This is a genomic window from Leifsonia sp. Root227 (assembly GCF_001428745.1).
In the GTDB taxonomy this organism is placed as follows: Bacteria; Actinomycetota; Actinomycetes; order Actinomycetales; family Microbacteriaceae; genus Leifsonia.
This window is the reverse complement of the sequence record NZ_LMIO01000001.1, coordinates 1004522-1023030: the sequence shown is the minus strand read 5'-3', so window position 1 is coordinate 1023030 and position 18509 is coordinate 1004522. Positions and strand designations below refer to the sequence as shown.

16 protein-coding genes are annotated in these 18509 nt (G+C 69.6%); 3 read left to right on the top strand and 13 right to left on the bottom strand.

The genetic code is table 11. The features are described 5' to 3' along the window. Position 1 precedes the first annotated feature (1 nt). Positions 2–1666: an ABC transporter substrate-binding protein gene (locus ASE16_RS04675; RefSeq protein ID WP_055891144.1), complete on the bottom strand. Its 1665-nt coding sequence runs from the start codon at positions 1664–1666 to the stop codon at positions 2–4. Positions 1667–1814: 148 nt separating this feature from the next. On the opposite strand from ASE16_RS04675, the gene ASE16_RS04670 reads away from it, so the two are divergent. Beyond that, entirely contained in the window at positions 1815–3071 is a 1257-nt protein-coding gene (locus ASE16_RS04670) for an acyl-CoA dehydrogenase family protein (RefSeq protein ID WP_055891140.1), read from the top strand. Here the strand turns inward: ASE16_RS04670 and tyrS are convergent, their stop codons facing one another. Next, positions 3072–4373 carry a tyrosine--tRNA ligase gene (gene tyrS, locus ASE16_RS04665; protein WP_055891137.1) on the bottom strand — a complete coding sequence of 434 codons (1302 nt, stop codon included), beginning with the start codon at positions 4371–4373 and terminating at the stop codon, positions 3072–3074. It abuts the gene before it with no gap. A gap of 138 nt (positions 4374–4511) precedes the next feature. Here tyrS and ASE16_RS04660 point away from each other — a divergent pair, with 138 nt between their 5' ends. Continuing rightward, positions 4512–5147, top strand: coding sequence for a hypothetical protein (locus tag ASE16_RS04660; protein WP_055891133.1), 636 nt, complete (start codon positions 4512–4514; stop codon positions 5145–5147). Beyond that, positions 5144–5740 carry a hypothetical protein gene (locus ASE16_RS04655; RefSeq protein WP_235500355.1) on the top strand — a complete coding sequence of 199 codons (597 nt, stop codon included), beginning with the start codon at positions 5144–5146 and terminating at the stop codon, positions 5738–5740. Before ASE16_RS04660 ends, ASE16_RS04655 begins: the two co-directional genes overlap by 4 nt. 30 nt (positions 5741–5770) lie before the next feature. On the opposite strand, the gene ASE16_RS04650 is transcribed toward ASE16_RS04655, so the two are convergent. The 11 genes from ASE16_RS04650 to pheS all read right to left on the bottom strand — a co-directional run bounded on the left by ASE16_RS04650 (position 5771) and on the right by pheS (position 18506). Beyond that, complete coding sequence (locus tag ASE16_RS04650; protein WP_055891131.1) at positions 5771–6430, bottom strand: DNA-3-methyladenine glycosylase; 660 nt, start codon at positions 6428–6430, stop codon at positions 5771–5773. A gap of 14 nt (positions 6431–6444) precedes the next feature. After that, positions 6445–6576 (bottom strand): hypothetical protein, encoded by a 132-nt coding sequence (locus ASE16_RS20245; RefSeq protein WP_268765781.1) that lies wholly within the window; start codon positions 6574–6576, stop codon positions 6445–6447. Beyond that, positions 6576–8042, bottom strand: a complete 1467-nt coding sequence (gene argH, locus ASE16_RS04645; RefSeq protein WP_055891129.1) for an argininosuccinate lyase — start codon at positions 8040–8042, stop codon at positions 6576–6578. Before argH ends, ASE16_RS20245 begins: the two co-directional genes overlap by 1 nt. Positions 8043–8050: 8 nt before the next feature. Next, positions 8051–9247, bottom strand: coding sequence for an argininosuccinate synthase (locus ASE16_RS04640; protein WP_055891126.1), 1197 nt, complete (start codon positions 9245–9247; stop codon positions 8051–8053). Positions 9248–9293: 46 nt separating this feature from the next. Then, positions 9294–10223, bottom strand: a complete 930-nt coding sequence (gene argF / locus ASE16_RS04635) for an ornithine carbamoyltransferase (RefSeq protein WP_055891123.1) — start codon at positions 10221–10223, stop codon at positions 9294–9296. Continuing rightward, entirely contained in the window at positions 10220–11434 is a 1215-nt protein-coding gene (locus ASE16_RS04630; RefSeq protein WP_082581229.1) for an acetylornithine transaminase, read from the bottom strand. The genes argF and ASE16_RS04630 overlap by 4 nt, the downstream gene beginning before the upstream one ends. Further along, positions 11431–12366: an acetylglutamate kinase gene (gene argB, locus ASE16_RS04625; RefSeq protein WP_055891118.1), complete on the bottom strand. Its 936-nt coding sequence runs from the start codon at positions 12364–12366 to the stop codon at positions 11431–11433. The genes ASE16_RS04630 and argB overlap by 4 nt, the downstream gene beginning before the upstream one ends. A gap of 1 nt (position 12367) precedes the next feature. After that, entirely contained in the window at positions 12368–13537 is a 1170-nt protein-coding gene (gene argJ, locus ASE16_RS04620) for a bifunctional glutamate N-acetyltransferase/amino-acid acetyltransferase ArgJ (protein WP_055891115.1), read from the bottom strand. Continuing rightward, a complete protein-coding gene (gene argC / locus ASE16_RS04615) occupies positions 13534–14592 on the bottom strand; it encodes an N-acetyl-gamma-glutamyl-phosphate reductase (RefSeq protein ID WP_055891108.1) in 1059 nt (352 codons plus the stop codon). The genes argJ and argC overlap by 4 nt, the downstream gene beginning before the upstream one ends. A 330-nt stretch (positions 14593–14922) precedes the next feature. Further along, positions 14923–17466: a phenylalanine--tRNA ligase subunit beta gene (pheT, locus tag ASE16_RS04610; protein WP_055891106.1), complete on the bottom strand. Its 2544-nt coding sequence runs from the start codon at positions 17464–17466 to the stop codon at positions 14923–14925. Next, positions 17466–18506: a phenylalanine--tRNA ligase subunit alpha gene (pheS, locus tag ASE16_RS04605; RefSeq protein ID WP_055891102.1), complete on the bottom strand. Its 1041-nt coding sequence runs from the start codon at positions 18504–18506 to the stop codon at positions 17466–17468. Before pheS ends, pheT begins: the two co-directional genes overlap by 1 nt. Positions 18507–18509 lie beyond the last annotated feature (3 nt).

Here is an 18509-nt window from a genome sequence, read left to right as displayed (position 1 = left end):
ATCAGCTCGGCACGCTCACGTTCGAGAACAGCGGAAGCGCCCCGTCCGACAGTTCGAACCCGGTGATGCCCGGCCGGACGACGAACACCTGGCTGTCGTTCAGGATGGGGATCACGTACGCCTTCTCCGTGACCAGGTAGTCCTGCGTCTGCTGCAGGAGGCTCGATCGCTGGGCGTCGTCGACGGCCGTGAGCTGGTCGGCGAGCAGCTTCTCCAGGGTGGCGTCCGAGCCCTTCAGCCCGAGCAGGTCCGACCCTGCCTTGCTGTAGTACTCGACCAGGCCGACGGTGGGGTCCGGATGCGGCCAGCCGACCCGCAGGAAGCCGACCTCCTTGTCCGCGAACGCCTTGGCCCAGTAGCTCGAGTAGTCGAGCTTGTTCAGCTCCAGCTCGATGCCGAGCTGCTTGAACTGGGACTGCACGGCCTGGAACAGCGCGTTGCCGGTGTTGTCGTACACGTCGATGTACGTCTTGAGGTGCAGCCTCGTGCCGTTCTTGGTGCGGTAGCCTGCCGAGTCCTTGCCCGTCCAGCCCGCTTCGCTGAGCAGCTTCTCCGCCGCGCTCGCGTCGTAGGCGAACGCATCCGAGACGTCCTTGTAGCCGAAGGTGTGCGGCGAGAGGACACTGGTGGCGGCTGTCCAGCTGCTGGTGTAGATGTCCTTCAGGATCTGCTCGCGGTCGATGGCGTGCGAGAGCGCCTGCCGCACGCGGATGTCGTCGAGCGGCGGGGTCGTCGTGCGCAGGAACCACTGGTTCGACAGACCGACACCCGTCTTGGCGACGATCGTGAACTTCTGCTTGGCGAGAGCGATCTCGTCCTTCGGCTCGACGTAGCGCAGGATCCCGGCCTGACCGGATTTCACGGCGCCGAGCCGCACCGCGTCGTCCTCGGTCGGGATCCAGACGATCTTGTCGAGCTTCGACTCGCCCTGGTTCTTGGCGCTCGCCGGAGCCCAGGCGTAGTCGGCACGGCGTTCGAGCACGTACTGCTTGCCGTAGGTCTCCGACGACACCCGGAACGGACCGCTGCCGATGAGCTTGGTGTACTTCACCTGCTGGTCGTGGGATGCGTCGATGGTCGCGTTGGCGACGAGACCGGAGCTCCACGATGTCAGCACGTTGAGGAACGGCGCATACGGGGTGTCCAGGTGAACGTGCACCTCGCGCTTGACGACATCGGTGGTGACCGAGATGGCGCGCGGGAACTGGCTGTTCGCCGAGATGCCGTTCGCGCTGTCGCCGTTCACCTGCCACTCCAGGTTCTTCTTGACGCTGGCGACGTCGAGCGGCGTGCCGTCCGAGTACGTGACGCCCTCTCGGATCACGAACGTGTAGTCGTGTCCGTCCGGTGAGGTCGTCCAGCTCTCCGCGATCCACGGCTCCAGCTCGAACGTCTTCGGGTTGCGGTTGATCAGCCGGTCGGCCAGGTTCTGGATGAGGTCCCTGGTCTGCCAGGTCCCGGACTCCTGCACCTGCGCAGAGGTCGGGATCTCCGGGTCGAGGTAGGTCAGCGTCCCGCCGCGCGTGCCGGTGGCGGCGACGGGCGTTCCGTCTGCTGCGCAGCCTGCGAGGATCGTCGCGCTCGCGATTCCGATGGCGGTGGCCGCCAGGAAGTTGCGTCGGCTCAGCGCTCGTGCGCCGAGAGTATCGAGGGGCGATGATGCCATCGGTCGTCCTTTCAGGGAGGGGTTCGAGCGACGACTATCGCGGCGGGCAGGAGCCACGAACGAGCCAGATTGCGGAATGTGACGTTCCTTACGCTCCGTGACGACGGAGGGTGACGGGCGGCGCGCAGCGTGCGTAACCTCGCCGACCATGGCTGCATCTACGACCCTCTCCGCCCCGCCCAGCGTCCGCTTCTCCCGCCGATTCGACGGGCTCGATCTGGCGATCGACGAGCTCTCCGCCGAGCTCACCGACACGACCAGAGAGCGCGAGCGCGACCGCGTCCTGCTGCACGAGCCGGTGCGCAGACTGCTCGGCGCCGGATTCGGCGCGCTGCGCGTCCCGGTCGAGCACGGCGGCCTCGGCGGCTCGCTGGAGGACCTGTTCGAACGCCTCATCCACCTCGCGGCCATCGACCCGAACCTCGCCCACGTGTTCCGCGGTCACATCGGCTTCGTCGACGGGCTCGTCATCGACGGCAACCGAGCGTGGGCGGATGCGTGGCTGGCGCGCTCCGCCTCCGGGATCCTCGTCGGGAATGCCCAGTCGGAGCGCAGCGACACGGCGGAGGTGGCTGCCGTGGTCGAGCCGACCGCCGACGGGCTGCGGCTGTCCGGCACCAAGTACTACACCACCGGCAGCATCTACTCCGACTGGATCCTCCTCACCGCCCGGCTCGGGGACGACAGGGTGAACGTGGTCGCCGACGCGTCGCATCCCGGTGTGTCGTCCGTGGACGATTGGGACGGCTTCGGCCAGCCGCTCACCGGCAGCGGCACGACGGTCTTCACGTCCGTGCCGATCGAGACGGCCGATGTGATCTCCTGGAGCGACGAGGACGACGGCGCAGGCGAGTACGTCGCCGCGGTCTTCCAGCTCACGCTGCTCGCCGTGCAGGCGGGCATCGCTGCCGCGGCGCTCCGCGACACCGTCGCCTTCGTGCGTCCCCGGCGACGCATCTTCGGCTTCGCCGGCGAAGCGCTCCCCCGCCACGATGCGCTCGTGCAGCAGGTCGTCGGCCGGGTCAGCAGCGCAGCGGATGCGGCGAGCAGACTGGTGCTCTCCGCCGCGCGCGAGCTCGACACGCTGCGTACGCGCGAGGACAAGAGCGCGGCATACCGGGAGGCGGCACTCGGCGTCTTCCGGGTGCAGCAGATCCTGCCGAGGATCGTCCTCGACGCGACCACGGAGCTGTTCGAGGTGGGAGGGGCGAGCGCCGTCGGCCTCGGCTACGGACTCGACAGGCACTGGCGCAACGCGCGCACGCTCGCGTCGCACAACCCGGCGAGGCAGCGCGAACGCAGCATCGGCGAGTACGAGCTGAACGGCACCTTCGCGACCTGGGGCCGTGAGCACACGCCGACAGGGGCGGCAGCGGCATCGGCCGCCACCGCCCCCGGCGCCTGACTACTCCACGAACAGTCCTGCAAGCGTCTTCTTGCCGCGGCGGAGCACGATGAGGCCGCCGGGGAGCACCAGCTCGCCCACCGCGGCGTCGCCGTCGTCCACCTTGGTGTTGTTCACGTAGACGCCGCCCTGTGCGATGGCACGACGCGCCTCGCCGAGGCTCGACGTGAGGCCGGTGTCGACCAGCGACTGGGTGATGGTCGCGGTCGGAGCCGTGGTGGTGTTCGGCAGTTCGCGCAGCGCGGCTTCGAGCGTCGACGCATCCAGTGCCGTGAGCTCGCCCTGGCCGAACAGCGCCTGGGCGGCGGCGATCGCCGCATCCGTCGCCTCCGCGCCGTGCACCAGGCTGGTGACCTCGTAGGCGAGCCTGCGCTGCGCCTCGCGCTTGAACGGCTCGTCGGCGACGGCCTGTTCAAGGCGCTCGATCTCGGCCCTGGTGAGGAACGTGAACACCTTGAGGCGGTCGATCACGTCCGCGTCGTCGGTGTTCACCCAGAACTGGTACATGGCGTACGGGCTGGTGAGCGTCGCATCCAGCCAGATGGCGTTGCCCTCGCTCTTGCCGAACTTAGTGCCGTCGCTGTTGGTGATGAGCGGGGTTCCGATGGCGTGCACGGAGACGTGCTCGACGCGGCGCACCAGGTCGGTTCCGCTGGTGAGGTTGCCCCACTGGTCGCTCCCGCCCGTCTGCAGCACGCAGCCGTATGCGCGGTACAGCTCCAGGAAGTCCATCCCCTGCAGGATCTGGTAGCTGAACTCGGTGTAGCTGATGCCCTCGTCCGAGTTGAGGCGCGCGGCGACCGCGTCCTTCTTGAGCATGGTTCCGACGCGGAAGTGCTTGCCGATGTCGCGGAGGAAGTCGATGGCCGACAGCGGAGCCGTCCAGTCCAGGTTGTTGACGAGGCGCACCGCGTTGTCACCATCGGAGCTGAGGAAGCGCGAGACCTGGCCCTGCAGGTAGCCGACCCAGGTGGAGACCGTCTCCTTGGTGTTTAGGGTGCGCTCGGCGCTCGGCCGGGGGTCGCCGATCAGGCCGGTGGAGCCGCCGACGAGGCCGAGCGGCTTGTGGCCGGCGAGCTGCAGCCTGCGCATGGTGAGGAGCTGCACCAGGTTGCCGAGGTGCAGGCTCGCCGCGGTGGGGTCGAAGCCGCAGTAATAGGTGACCGGCTCGCCGGCGAGGAGCTGTTTGAGCGCTGCTTCATCCGTGGAGACCTGGATGAGCCCGCGCCACACCAGCTCATCCCAGACGTCGTCGAAGGACGGATCGTTGGCCTGTGCGTTGAGCGTTTCGGAGTCGGACACGCACTCAGATTATCAGCGGGATCGCGCGGCGCCGCGCCTCCGCAGATCAGGCCTACAGCCCTGATCGCACTGGAATCAGGCCTGTAGACCTGATATGATCCGAATCAGGTCCTCAGACCTGATGAAGGGAGCGCTCGCGTGTACGTCATCACCGCAGATCAGGTCGACAGCAGAAGTCGGCCAGACATCGTCGCCGAAACCGTCGACGACCTCAACCGCCGATACTCCGGCCGCCTCGCCCTCCCCGTCGACCGCAATGCCGGCGACGAGGTCCAGGCGCTCACCGCGCACCCCGACGCCGCCGTCGACCTCGCGCTCGAGCTCACCAGGCACGACGCGTGGAGCGTCGGCCTCGGCATCGGAGCCGTGCGCACCCCGCTGCCGAAGGAGACCCGCGAGGCAGCAGGGGATGCGTTCATCGCCGCCAGGGAGGCCGTCACCAGGGCCAAGCGCGCCCCCACCCGCTTCGCAGCGGAGGCTCTGGACTCCGCGCAGGCCGCCGCCGATGCGGAAGCGCTGCTGAACCTCCTCCTCACCATCCGCGCCGGCCGGTCCGAGGCGGGCTGGGAGCTCTACGACCTGATCGTGACCGGCCTCACCCAGGCGGAGGCAGGGGCGCGCCTCGGCATCACACCGCAGTCCGCCAACGACAGGGCCCGCGCGGCGAACCTCCGTGTCGAGCTGGCCGCCGTGCCTGCTCTGACTAGGCTGGTGGCGCGTGCCGATGACGGAGACGGGCACGCAGTTGCAGAGCCGCGAACGGAGAGAGCGTGACCACCATCCCCATCCACTCGCTGTTCGGAGTGATCGGGCCGATCGTGGCCTGGTCGTTCGCCCTCCTGCTCTCCATCGCGTCCCTGTGCTGCATGGTCGCCACCCTCCGGTCGCCTCGCCGCCCCCTGGTCTACGTCGCGTCCGGGCTGCTCGCCATCGCCGTCGTGCTGGTGATCCTGCCCGGCCAGCACGCACCCCTGGTGTTCCAGGTGCTCATCGGCATCGTCGCCATCGCTCTGAGCGTCGCGGGAGGAGGGCCGGCATCGCAGGTGGTGCTCGCCCTGGCCTCCAGAGCCACAGTCGCAGGAGCCAACGGCGGCATCGTCGTGCACGACCGCGTCGACGGCCACGACGGCACCCGCGAGGTGCTGCGCGGCGGCACGACGATCGGCTTCCTGGAGCGCTTCGCGACCACCGGCGCGATCATCGCCGGGTTCCCGGAGGCGATCGCCGTGCTCGTCGCCATCAAGGGCGTCGGCCGCTTCACCGAGCTGGACGCGGCAGAGGCGCGCGAGCGGTTCATCATCGGCACGCTGACCAGCCTCGTCTGGGCGTGCGTCTGCGCCGCCCTGTTCCGGATCGCCGCAGGCTAGCTGGACGATCGACGGCGCGGAGCCTCCGCCCTAGTCGTGCGACTTCGGGTGCCGCTTGTACGGCGACACCGAGCTCTCCCCCGGCAGCCAGTACCGCCACGGGAACGCCGCTCCCCCGCCGGCGCCGGAGACCCCGGTACGCCGGCCGGTCTCGTGCGGCAGCGGGATGCGCGGCAGCCGCAGCGAGAACGGCGGAGCGTAGAGGTCGGCGCCGTCGTCGGCGAGGGTGATGCCGGCGGCGACGACGAGGCGCGCCGGTCCCCTGCCGAGGTCGCGCCGCGGCACGACGCGTCCGGTGGGCCCGGAGCGGCGCAGCGTCGCCAGCTCTTCGCCCTCGACGACCTCCGCACCGCGCAGCAGCACGGCGGAGGCCTCTCCTGGCGGCGAGCAGACCACGTTGGCGCAGACGTGCATCCCGTAGGTGAAGTACGCGTAGAGGTGGCCTGGCTCCCCGTACATGACCGCGTTGCGCTTGGTGCGGCCTCGGAAGGCGTGCGAGCCGGGGTCCAGGCCGTCGCCGATGTACGCCTCGACCTCGGTGATGCGGAGCGAGACGGCGCCCTCCGGCGACTCGTGCCGGAGGATGCCGCCGAGCAGGCGCGGGGCGACGTCGATGGACGACGCCAGGAAGAACTCGCGGCTGGGCAGGAAGAGCCCGGCCGCCGGTCCGTCCCGGTCGTCGTCCGTCATCGCCGACCGCTCCGCTAGAAGATCCGGCCGCCGACGACGACCGTGACGATCAGCCCGATCACGATCACCAGGCTCGCCACCACCACGATCGCCGGGATGATCCACGGATACTTCGGCGACTTCTTGTCCGGCCGGGAACCGCTCATCAGGCGAGGTCCCTTCTAGCCGCCACGAACGCCGAGGTCAGCACCCGCACCCGCTCGGTGAGCGCCGCGAGCTGCTCGGCGACGCGCACAGGGGCCGTCCCTCCGACGTTGTCCCGGCTGGCGACAGAACCGTCGATGGTCAGCACCTCACGCACCTCCGGGGTCAGCAGCGGCGACACGGATGCGAGACCCTCGTCGTCGACGTCGCTCAGCTCCAGGTCGCGCTCCTCCGCGAACTTGACCAGGTTGCCCGTGATCTCGTGCGCGTCGCGGAACGGCACGCGACGCTTGACCAGCCACTCCGCGACGTCGGTCGCGAGCGAGAAGCCCTGGGGCGCGAGCTCCGCCATCCTGTCGGTGTGGAAGCGCAGCGTCGCCACCATGCCGGTGAACGCCGGCAGCACGACTTCGAGGGTCGTGACGGAGTCGAAGACCGGCTCCTTGTCCTCCTGCAGATCGCGGTTGTACGCGAGCGGGAGGCCTTTCAGCGTGGTGAGCAGCCCAGTCAGGTTGCCGATCAGGCGCCCGGCCTTGCCGCGGGTGAGCTCCGCGATGTCCGGGTTCTTCTTCTGCGGCATGATCGATGAGCCGGTGGAGTACGAGTCGTCGAGCGTGACGAAGCCGAACTCGCGCGTGTTCCAGAGGATGATCTCCTCCGCGAACCGCGACAGGTCGACGCCGATCTGGGCGCAGACGAACGCGAACTCTGCGACGACGTCCCGCGCCGCCGTTCCGTCGATCGAGTTCTCCGAGCTGGCGGCGAATCCGAGGTCGCGGGCGACCAGCAGCGGGTCGAGCCCCAGGGTGGAACCGGCGAGGGCTCCCGAGCCGTACGGGGAGACGTTCGCCCGCTTGTCCCAGTCGGCCAGGCGCTCCAGGTCGCGCACCAGCGGCCAGCAGTGCGCGAGCAGATGGTGCGCCAGCAGCACGGGCTGCGCGTGCTGCAGGTGCGTCCGTCCAGGCAGGATGGCCGTCGGATGCGCGTCCGCCTGAGCCGCGATGGCGTCGATCAGGGCGATCAGCCGCTCGGCGATGACCCCGGCGTGGTCGCGCAGGTACAGCCGCACCAGGGTGGCGATCTGGTCGTTGCGACTGCGACCGGCGCGCAGCTTGCCGCCGAGCCCCGTCCCCGCCCGCTCGATCAGGCCGCGCTCCAGTGCGGAGTGCACGTCCTCGTCGGTCTCGAGCGCCGCGAACGCGCCGGAGGCGACGTCGGCGTCGAGCAGGTCGAGCGCCCCGAGCATCCCGTCGAGTTCGTCCGGCGCGAGGTAGCCTGCGGCCGCGAGGGCGCGGGCGTGCGCTCGGGAACCGGCGATGTCGTACGCCGCGAGCTGCCAGTCGAACTGGGTGGACTTGCTCAGCGCGGCGAGCTCCGGCGACGGCCCGCCGGCGAACCGGCCGCCCCAGAGGGCGCCCGCCTCGCCGGCGCGACTGCCTGCGGCCGGCTGATCGTTCTGATCAGACACCGTACTCCCTACTGCGCCTGGTCGCGACGGGCCGAGATCTTGCTCGGCAGCGACCACAGCTCGATGAAGCCCTTGGCGAGCGACTGGTCGAACGTGTCGCCGGTGTCGTAGGTCGCCAGGTTGAAGTCGTACAGGCTGGTGTCGCTGCGACGGCCGGTGACCACCGCGGAGCCCGCGTGCAGCTTCAGGCGGATGTCGCCGTTCACATACTTCTGGGTCTCGTCGATGAACACGTCGAGTGCGCGCTTCAGGCCGGAGAACCAGAGGCCGTCGTAGACGAGCTCCGACCACTTGGCCTCGACGGTGCGCTTGTAGCGGGCGACGTCGCGCTCGACGGTCATGTTCTCAAGCTCCTCGTGGGCCGCGATCAGCGCGATGCCGGCCGGCGACTCGTAGACCTCGCGGCTCTTGATGCCGACCAGGCGGTCCTCGACGATGTCGATGCGGCCGACGCCCTGGCCGCCGGCGACCGTGTTCATCAGCTGAACGGCCTCGAGCGGGGTGACCGGCTTGCCGTCGATCGCCACGGGGATGCCCTCGCGGAACGAGATGACGACCTCGGTGGGCTCGCGCGTCACGGCCGGGTCCTGCGTGTACGTGTACAGGTCTTCGATGGGGGCGTTCCACGGGTCTTCGAGGAAGCCGGTCTCGACGGCGCGACCCCAGACGTTCTGGTCGATCGAGTACGGCGACTTCTTCGACTGCTCGATGGGGAGGTTGTGCTCCGCTGCGTAGACGATGGCCTTGTCGCGGGTGAGGGCGAAGTCGCGGACCGGGGCCAGCGAGGTGAGCTCGGGGGCGAGAGCGGCGACCGCAGCCTCGAACCGCACCTGGTCGTTGCCCTTGCCCGTGCATCCGTGGGCCACACTGTCCGCGCCGAGCGCCTTGGCGGTCTGCGCGAGGTGCTTGGCGATCACCGGGCGGCTGAGCGCCGAGACCAGGGGGTAGCGCTTCTGGTAGAGGGCATTGGCCTTGAGCGCCGGCATGATGTAGTCGTCGGCGAACTCGTCCTTCGCATCCACGACGACGGACTCGGCGGCGCCGCAGTCGAGCGCGCGCTGACGGATGGCCTCCATGTCCTCTCCGCCCTGTCCGACGTCGACCGCCAGGGCCACGACCTCTTTACCGGTCGCGTCCTTCAACCAGCCGATGCCGACCGAGGTGTCGAGACCGCCCGAGTACGCGAGAACAACACGTTCCGCCATGATTCTCCTTCAGCTTGTGGTTCGTAAAAGATTCTAGGGAGTGCCGCTAGGCGGCGTTCTTCGCGAGCAGCCAGACCAGCAGAGCCTTCTGGGCGTGCAGGCGGTTCTCCGCCTCGTCCCAGATGACCGACTGAGGGCCGTCGATGACGTCGGCCGTGACCTCGTAACCACGGTCGGCGGGAAGACAGTGCATGAACAGGGCGTCCGGCTCGGCGAGCGCCATGAGGGCGGCGTCCACGCGGTAGCCGCCGAAGACGGCGATGCGCTCCGCCTTCTCGTCCTCTTTGCCCATCGACACCCAGGTGTCGGTGATCATCACATCGGTGCCGGCTGCCGCCTCGTGCGGGTCGGTGAACAGCGTGACGGAGCCGCCGGTCTGCGCCGCGATGGCGTTCGCGTCCGCGATCACCGCTTCCGACGGTGCGTAGTCGGCCGGGGATGCGATGCGCACGTGCATCCCTGCCGTCACCCCGGCGAGCACGTACGACTGACCCATGTTGCTGGCGCCGTCGCCGAAGAAGGTGAGCGTGAGCCCGGCGAGCGAGCCGCGCTTCTCCTGGATGGTGAGCAGGTCGGCCAGGATCTGGCACGGGTGGAATTCGTCGGAGAGCGCGTTGACGACGGGGACGGTGGTGCCCTTCGCCATCTCCTCCAGTCCGGACTGGGCGTATGTGCGCCAGACGATGGCAGACACCATGCGCTCCAGCACCCGCGCCGTGTCCGACGGGGTCTCCTTGCCGCCGAGCTGGCTGTTCGCGGTCGAGATGATCAGCGGGCTGCCGCCGAGATCCGCGATGCCGACGGCGAACGAGACGCGGGTGCGGGTCGACGACTTGTCGAAGATCACCGCGACCGTCTGCGGGCCGGCGAGCGGCTTGGCGGAGAAGCGGTCCTTCTTGAGCTGGGCCGCGAGCTCGAGGATCTCGGCCTGCTCGGCGGGGGTGATGTCGTCGTCGCGCAGAAAGTGCCTGGTCATGATTTCTTTCCTGTGGTGTGGATGGAAGCGAGGGCTCGGCCGAATCGCTCGCGGAACTCTGCGACCTCCTCGTCGCCGACGATCAGCGGAGGGGCCAGCCGGATGCTGGACTCGTTGGGGGCGTTGATGATCAGGCCGTTGGCGAGTGCCGCATCCGACAGGCGGTGCGCATCCCCCTCCGTCAGGCCGATGCCGATCAACAGCCCCTGGCCGCGCACCTCGCCGATCAGCGGGGAGTCGTATGCGCGGATGATCGCGCGCAGCTCCTCGCCTCGGCGCTCGGCGTTGCCGACCAGGTCGGCGCGCTCGATCTCGCCGAGCACGGCGTTGCCCGCCGCTGTCGCGAGCGGGTTTCCGCCGAAGGTCGAGCCGTGCTGACCCTGCGAGAACAGCTCGGAGGCCCAGCCGAACGTGACCAGGGCGCCGATCGGCACGCCACCCGCGATGCCCTTGGCGACCGTGACGGCGTCCGGGAGGATGCCGGCGTGCTCGTACGCGAACCAGCGTCCCGTGCGGCCGACCCCGGTCTGGATCTCGTCGATGACGAGCAGCACGCCGTGCTGCTCCGTCAGCTCCCTTGCACGCTTCAAGAACCCGGCAGGCAGGTCGATGACCCCTGCCTCGCCCTTGATCGGCTCGATGAAGAGCGCGGCCACCCTGTCGTCGATCGCGGCTTCCAGCGCCTCGATCGTCGTGTCGATGTGCTCGACTCCGGCAGGAAGCGGCTCGAACGCCTCGCGCATCGGCGGCTTGCCGGTGAGCGCGAGCGACCCCATCGTGCGGCCGTGGAACGCGTTGTTCAGCGCGAGCACGCGGGTGCGGTGCCCGCCCGACCTGTTCAGCCGCGCCAGCTTGAACGCCGCTTCGTTCGCCTCTGCTCCCGAGTTGCAGAAGTACACGCGGCCTGCGTCGCCCGCGCCGGTGATCCTGGTGAGCCGCTCGGCGAGCTCGAGCTGCGGCGGGGTCGCGAAGTAGTTGGAGACGTGCGCGAGGGTCGCGATCTGGCGGCTGACCGCATCCACCAGCATGGGATGCGCGTGGCCGAGCGAGTTGACGGCGATCCCCGCGAGGAAGTCGAGGTACTCGTTGCCGTCGACGTCCCAGACGCGGCAGCCGTCCCCGCGCGCCAGCATCAGCTTGGGCGTTGCGAGGGTGCGCATCATGGTGTGGCCGAACCGGTCGGTCCAGTCCGTGGTCGTGCTGGTGCTCACGATGGCACCACCTCCGTTCCGATCCCCGATTGGGTGAAGACTTCGAGCAGGATCGAGTGCGGGATGCGCCCGTCGATGATCGCGGCCTTCGCGACGCCGCCGTCGACGGCATCCAGGCAGGCGGACATCTTCGGGATCATGCCGGACTCGAGCGACGGCAGCAGGGCACGCAGCTCGGATGCGTCGATCTTGGACAGCAGCGAGTCGCGGTTCGGCCAGTCGCTGTACAGGCCGGCGACGTCGGTCAGGATGACGAGCTTCGCGGCGCCGAGCGCGACGGCGAGCGCTGCGGCAGCCGCATCCGCGTTGACGTTGAGCGAGTGCCCTGGATCGTCGATGTCCGGCGCGATCGACGACACCACAGGGATGCGCCCGGCGTCGAGCTGGGCGTGCACCGCCTCGGGGTTCACGCCGATCACGTCGCCGACGAGTCCGAGGTCGACCTCGACGCCGTCGACGACCGTGCCGCGCTTGCGCCCCTGGAACAGCCCGGCGTCCTCACCGGAGATCCCAGCCGCGAGCGGCCCGTGCTTGTTGATGCTGCTGACGAGCTCCCGGTTGATCTGGCCGGTGAGCACCATGCGCACCACATCCATCGCCTCCGGCGTCGTCACCCGGTAGCCGCCGCGGAACTCCGACTCGATGCCGAGCCTGTCGAGCATCGCGGAGATCTGCGGCCCTCCTCCGTGCACGACGACAGGGCGGATGCCCGCGTAGCGCAGGTAGACCATGTCCTCGGCGAACGCGTGCTGCAACTCCTCGCTGACCATCGCGTTCCCGCCGAACTTCACGACGATGATCTGATCGTGGAAGCGCTTCAGCCAGGGAAGCGACTCGATGAGGGTCTCGGCTTTCGCGGTGGCGTCGCGCCGCTCTGCGGTCTCTGCGGCGCCCGTCTCTGCGGCGTCTGGTGCGGTCGTCTCGTCGCTCATGTCAGCTCGCGTACGCACTGTTCTCGTGCACGTAGTCGTGCGTGAGGTCGTTGGTCAGGATCGTCGCCGCCTGGTCGCCTGCGTGCAGGTCGATCAGGATGTGCACGGCGCGCGGCGTGAGGTCGACGAGCTCGCGCGGCTGGTCAGGCTCCCCCGCCGTGCAGATCTGGATGCCGTTGATCGCCACGTCGATGCCGTACGGGTCGAACTCGGCATCGGTCGTGCCCACCGCAGCGAGCACACGGCCCCAGTTGGGGTCGTTGCCGAAGATCGCGGCCTTGAACAGGTTGCTGCGGGAGACGGCCCGTCCGACCGTCACGGCGTCGTCCTCGCTGGCCGCGTTGACCACCTCGATGGCGATGTCGTGGGATGCGCCCTCGGCGTCGGCCTGCAACTGCTCTGCCAGGCTGCGGCACACCTCGGTGAGTGCTGCCGCGAACTCGCTCTCGTCCGCTGCGACGCCGCTCGCGCCGGAGCCGAGCAGCGCGACCGTGTCGTTCGTCGACATGCAGCCGTCGGAGTCGAGCCTGTCGAAGGTGACGCGGGTCGCCGTCCTGAGCGCCGCATCCAGCTGGGCGGAGTCGAGCACGGCGTCCGTCGTGATGACGACGAGCATCGTGGCGAGGCCGGGCGCGAGCATCCCGGCTCCCTTCGCCATGCCGCCGACCGTCCACCCTGCAGGTGAGCGGTGCTCCGCCTGCTTCGGGATGGTGTCGGTTGTCATGATGGCCTCAGCGGCGGCGAGCCCCGCGTCTGCAGAGCCGGCATCCGCAGCGAGCGCTGCGCTGGCCGCTGCGACCCCGGCGGTGAGCTTGCCGAGGTCGAGCTGGTCGCCGATCAGGCCGGTCGAGCAGACGAGGACGTCTCCGGCCGAGACGCCGAGCCGCTCGCCGACGGCCTCGGCCGTGGCGTGCGTGGTCTGGAAGCCCTGTGCGCCGGTGTAGCAGTTGGCGCCACCGGAGTTGAGGACGATCGCGGAGACAACGCCGTCCTTGATGACCTCCCTGCTCCAGATCACAGGGTTGGCCTGGCACCTGTTGGTGGTGAACACCGTGGCCGCCGCGTTGAGCGGGCCGAGGTTCTGCACGAGCGCGACGTCGCGCTTCCCGCTGGCCTTGAGGCCGGCGGCGACTCCCGCTGCGGCGAATCCGGATGCTGCTGTGACGCTCACGGTGCCACTCCGTTCACGGTCAGGCCCGCGGTCTCGTCGAGACCCAGGGCGATGTTGGCCGACTGGATGGCCGCTCCGGCCGTCCCCTTGTAGAGATTGTCGAGAGCAAGGACCGTGACGACACGACCGGCCTCGTGGTCGACTGCGACGCCGATCAGCGCGGTGTTCGCGCCGAGCACGTCAGCGGTGCGCGGAACGGTTCCCGCTGGAAGCACCTGCACGAAGGTCTCGCCCGCGTACGCCGCCTCCCACGCCTGCTGCACCTGCTCGGCCGTTACTCCCGGCTTGAGGCGCGCGGTCGACGTGGCCAGGATGCCCCGCGACATCGGCACGAGCACCGGCGTGAACGACACCGTGGGATGCGCGGCCCCGGCCTTCCGCAGGTTCTGCTGGATCTCCGGGATGTGCCTGTGCGTTCCACCGACCGCGTACGGGTTGGCCGAGCCGAGGATCTCGCTCGCCAGGTACATCGGCTTGAGGCTCTTGCCAGCGCCGGACGGGCCGACTGCGAGGACGGCGACGATGTCCTCCTCCTCGATCAGCCCGGCAGCGATGCCGGGCGCGAGGGCGAGCGAGACGGCGCTGGCGTTGCAGCCGGGGGCGGCGATCCTGGTGGCCCCGGCCAGCGCATCCCGCTGCTTGCCGAACCCGTCCTGCGCAGTGCCGAGCGGCAGTTCGGGGACGCCGTACGCCCACGAGCCGAAGTACTCGCCGCCGTAGAACGCCGCCCACGACTCTGGGCTCTCGAGCCGATGGTCCGCGCCGCAGTCGACGACGAGCGTGTCGGCGGGGAGCTGGGCGGCGATCTCGCCGGACTTGCCGTGCGGGAGGGCGAGGAACACCACGTCGTGACCGGAGAGGTTCTCCGCGGTCGACTCGACGAGCGTGAGGTGGCTGAGGGAACGGAGATGGGGCTGGTGGGCGATGAGCGGCTGTCCGGCGTTCTGATGCGCCGTGACGGTGCGGATCTCGAAGTCGGGGTGACCGGCGAGAATCCGCAGGAGCTCTCCGCCCGCATAACCGGATGCTCCGGCTACGGCTACCTGGAAAGTCATGCTTCTACCTTATTGAGTGGACGACAGGGGCCTCGATGAAGGCGGCACCCACGGTCCCCTCGCACAAGGGTCGCGCCAGCGCCGCCTAGATTCGGCGGTCGCGGAGGCGTCGGCGCATGGCGCGGGCGGCAGAAGCCGAGCGCGTGTCCTCACTGCACCGAACTGAAAGCATGGGGCAACCCTATCGTCCCGCGCCCGCGCCCCACCAATCGCCCGCACGCCCTTCCTCCTCGCCGTCCCCGCCGGCAGGCGCTCTGGCGCACGATTCGTGCAAAAAGCGCGGCCCCAACGAGTGGGACCGCGCTTTTCGCACGAGGAGCGCGCCGCTTTTCACTCGCGGATGTGGGCTCCGAACAGCTCGCCCGCACGTGCGGCACCGGCCAGCTTGGCCTCTGTGGCCTCCGCTGCGGTGAGCGTGCGGTCCTCTGCGCGGAAGCGCAGCGCGAAGGTCAGGCTCTTGCTTCCGGTCGGGATGCCCTGGCCGCGGTAGTCGTCGACCAGCCGGATGTGCTCCAGCAGCGGCCCAGCGCCGTCCTGCACAGCTCGCTTCACGTCGCCGGCCGGGATCACCTGCTGAACGACGAGCGAGAGGTCCTGGGTGGCGGCCGGGAATCCGGCGATCGTGCCTGCGACGATGTCGGCGGGAGCGACAGCGATCAGCGCATCCAGGTCGAGCTCGAACACGGCCACCACGCGCGGCAGGTCGAGTTCTTCCGCCAGGGAGGGAAGCAGCTCGCCCGCGTAGCCGACAGGCACGCCGACGCCGTCCGCGCCCCTGGCGACGAGCTGAGCCGTGCGACCGGGGTGCATCGCCTGGTGCGTGCTCTGCACGGGCTCGACCTCCAGGCCGAGCGCTGCTGCCGTCTGCGCGACCATGGTGAGTGCGTCCGCGATACCGGCCGCGATGGCATCCTGACCGGGCTGCTTGAGCACGGCGTGGCCGAGCACGAGACCGGCGAGGTGCCTCGGCTGGGCGGGGATGCCGGCGTTGAGCCCTGCGAGGACCTCATCGGACGGAAGTGCCGCCCCGAGCGGGAGCGTCTCGCTGCCGATGGCGTCGCCGGACGGACGGAAGACCGTGCCGAGCTCGTAGATGCTCAGGTCGACCAGGCCGCGGGCGAGGTTGCGCTTCGCAACGTCGACCAGGCCGGGGAGCAGAGCGGTGCGCAGGTACGGGGCCGTCGCATCCAGGGCATTCGCCAGCTTGACCGCCGGAACGCCGCCGGCGACGGGCGAACCGAACAGGTCGTTCGCCTTCTCGCTGACGAACGGGAACGCGAGGATCTCCGTCGCCCCGTTGTCGGCCAGCGTCTGCACCACGGCGCGACGCAGCTTCTGCTCGCGGGTCAGCCCCCGGCCGGGAGGCGCGACGGGCAGCACCGACGGGATGCGGTCGTAGCCGACGATGCGCGCCACCTCCTCCGCGAGGTCGGACTTGTCGCGCAGGTCGGGGCGCCAGGTCGGAGGGACCACGAGCAGGTCGGCTCCGTCCTCCGACACGGCTCCGCCGATCTCGGCGAGCGCTCCGCGCACCTCGTCGTCGGTGAACGCGACGCCGACGAGCGAGGCGATGTACGTGCCTGGCAGGCGGATGGCCTCGGGCGCCTCCGCGGCGTCGAGCACAGAGCCGAGCTCGTCGGCATGGCCGCCGGCGAGCTGTTCGAGGAGCTGCACGACGCGGCCCGCCGCCGCGACGGCGACGCGCGGGTCGACGCCGCGCTCGAAGCGCTTGGACGCCTCGCTCGGCAGCTTGTGCCTGCGCGCCGTGCGGGCGATCGACACCGGGTCGAAGTTGGCGGCCTCGACCAGCACGTTGCTGGTGTCCGCGCCGATCTCAGTGGATGCGCCGCCCATCACGCCCGCGAGGCCGATCGGCCCTGAGTCGTCGGTGATCACGAGGTCTTCCTCGTCCAGCGTGCGCGTCTGGTCGTCCAGCGTCACCAGGGTCTCGCCGGCGTGCGCCCTGCGCACGACGATGCCGCCGCGCAGCTTGTCGAGGTCGTAGCCGTGGATGGGCTGGCCGAGTTCGAGCATCACGTAGTTGGTGATGTCGACGACGAGCGAGATGGAGCGGATGCCGGCGAGCTTGAGCCTGGCGATCATCCACGCCGGCGTCGGGCGCGAGCCTTCGACGTCGCGGACGACGCGGGTCACGAACACCGTCGCGCCGGAGCGGCCGCGGATCGGGGCGCGGTCGTCGATGGCGACGCTGAACCCGTGCGCGTGCGCGCCGGTGGGCAGGACGCCGGCCGCGTCGGCGGGGTCGCGGAACGCTGCTCCTGTGGCGTGCGAGTACTCGCGCGCGATGCCGCGGATCGAGAACGCGTATCCACGGTCGGGCGTCACGTTGACCTCGACGGCGGTGTCGTCGAGACCGAGCAGGGAGATCGCGTCGGCGCCGACCTCCGGGTCGAGCCCGAGCGTGGCCAGGCGCAGGATGCCGTCGTGCTCGTCGCCGAGCCCGAGCTCGCGGGCGGAGGCGATCATGCCGTCCGAGACGTGGCCGTAGGTCTTGCGAGCGGCGATCGGGAACGGGCCTGGCAGGACGGAGCCAGGCAGAGTCACCACCACTTTGTCGCCGGGGAAGAAGTTGCGGGCGCCGCAGACGATGCCGTGCACGGCGTCCCCGCCGTCCGCCGCCTTCTCACCGTCTGGCGCGACCCGCACCTGGCACCAACGGATGGTCTTGCCGTTGGTCTGCGGCTCCTCGATGAAGTCGAGCACCTCGCCGACCACGACGGGACCGGAGATCTCGAACGAATGGATCTCTTCCTCTTCGAGACCGACGGAGACGAGGGCCGCGTGGACCTCTTCCGGCGTTGTTCCCGGCTCGAGGTCGACGTACTCGCCGAGCCAACTCAGGGGGACGCGCATCAGACCACCATTCCGAACTGCTGAGAGAACCGGACATCGCCCTCGGCCATGTCACGCATGTCTTTGACGTCGTTGCGGAACATCAGCGCCCGCTCGACGCCCATCCCGAACGCGAAGCCCGAGTACACCTCAGGGTCGATCCCCGCGGAGCGCAGCACGTTGGGGTTGACCATGCCGCAGCCGCCCCACTCGATCCAGCGCGCTCCGCCCTTGAAGGTGGGGTGCCAGAGGTCGAGCTCGGCGCTCGGCTCGGTGAACGGGAAGTAGTTGGGGCGCAGGCGCACCTTCGCCTCGTCGCCGAACAGCGTCTTGACGAAGTGGTCGAGCGTGCCGCGCAGGTGCGCCATCGTCAGTCCCTTGTCGACGGCGATGCCCTCGGTCTGGTGGAAGACGGGCAGGTGCGTCGCGTCGAACTCGTCGGTGCGGAACACGCGGCCTGGCGCGATGCGGTACACCGGAAGGTCGTTTCCGAGAAGCGCGCGCAGCTGCACGGGAGAGGTGTGCGTGCGCATCACGAGGTGCGCGTTCGTCGGCTCGACGAAGAAGGTGTCCTGCATGGCGCGCGCGGGGTGGTCCTCGTCGAAGTTGAGCGCGTCGAAGTTGTACCACTCGCTCTCGAGCTCAGGGCCCTCCGCGAGTTCCCAGCCCATGCCGACGAACACGTCGGCGATGCGCTCCTGCAGCAGCGACAGCGGGTGGCGGGCTCCCGGCGTCCAGCGCGACGGGAGAGCGGTGACGTCGAGCGCCTCATCGGCCAGACGGGCCTCGTTCTCCGCGCGCTCGATCTCGGCCTCCTTGGCCGCGAATGCCTGGTTGACCGTGCCTCTCGCCTGCCCGACCAGCTTTCCGGCCGAGGCCTTCTGGTCGTTCGGGACGGAGCGGATGGCGGCGTTCAGGCGAGCGAGCGGCGATCCTTCGGCCGTGTGCTCTGCGCGCACGACCTTGAGAGCCGCCGAGTCGGCCGCGGCGTCGATCGCCGCGAGAGCCGACGCGACCGCCGCCTCGACGGAGGCTTCGGAGATTTCGGAGGTTTCAGACACGAG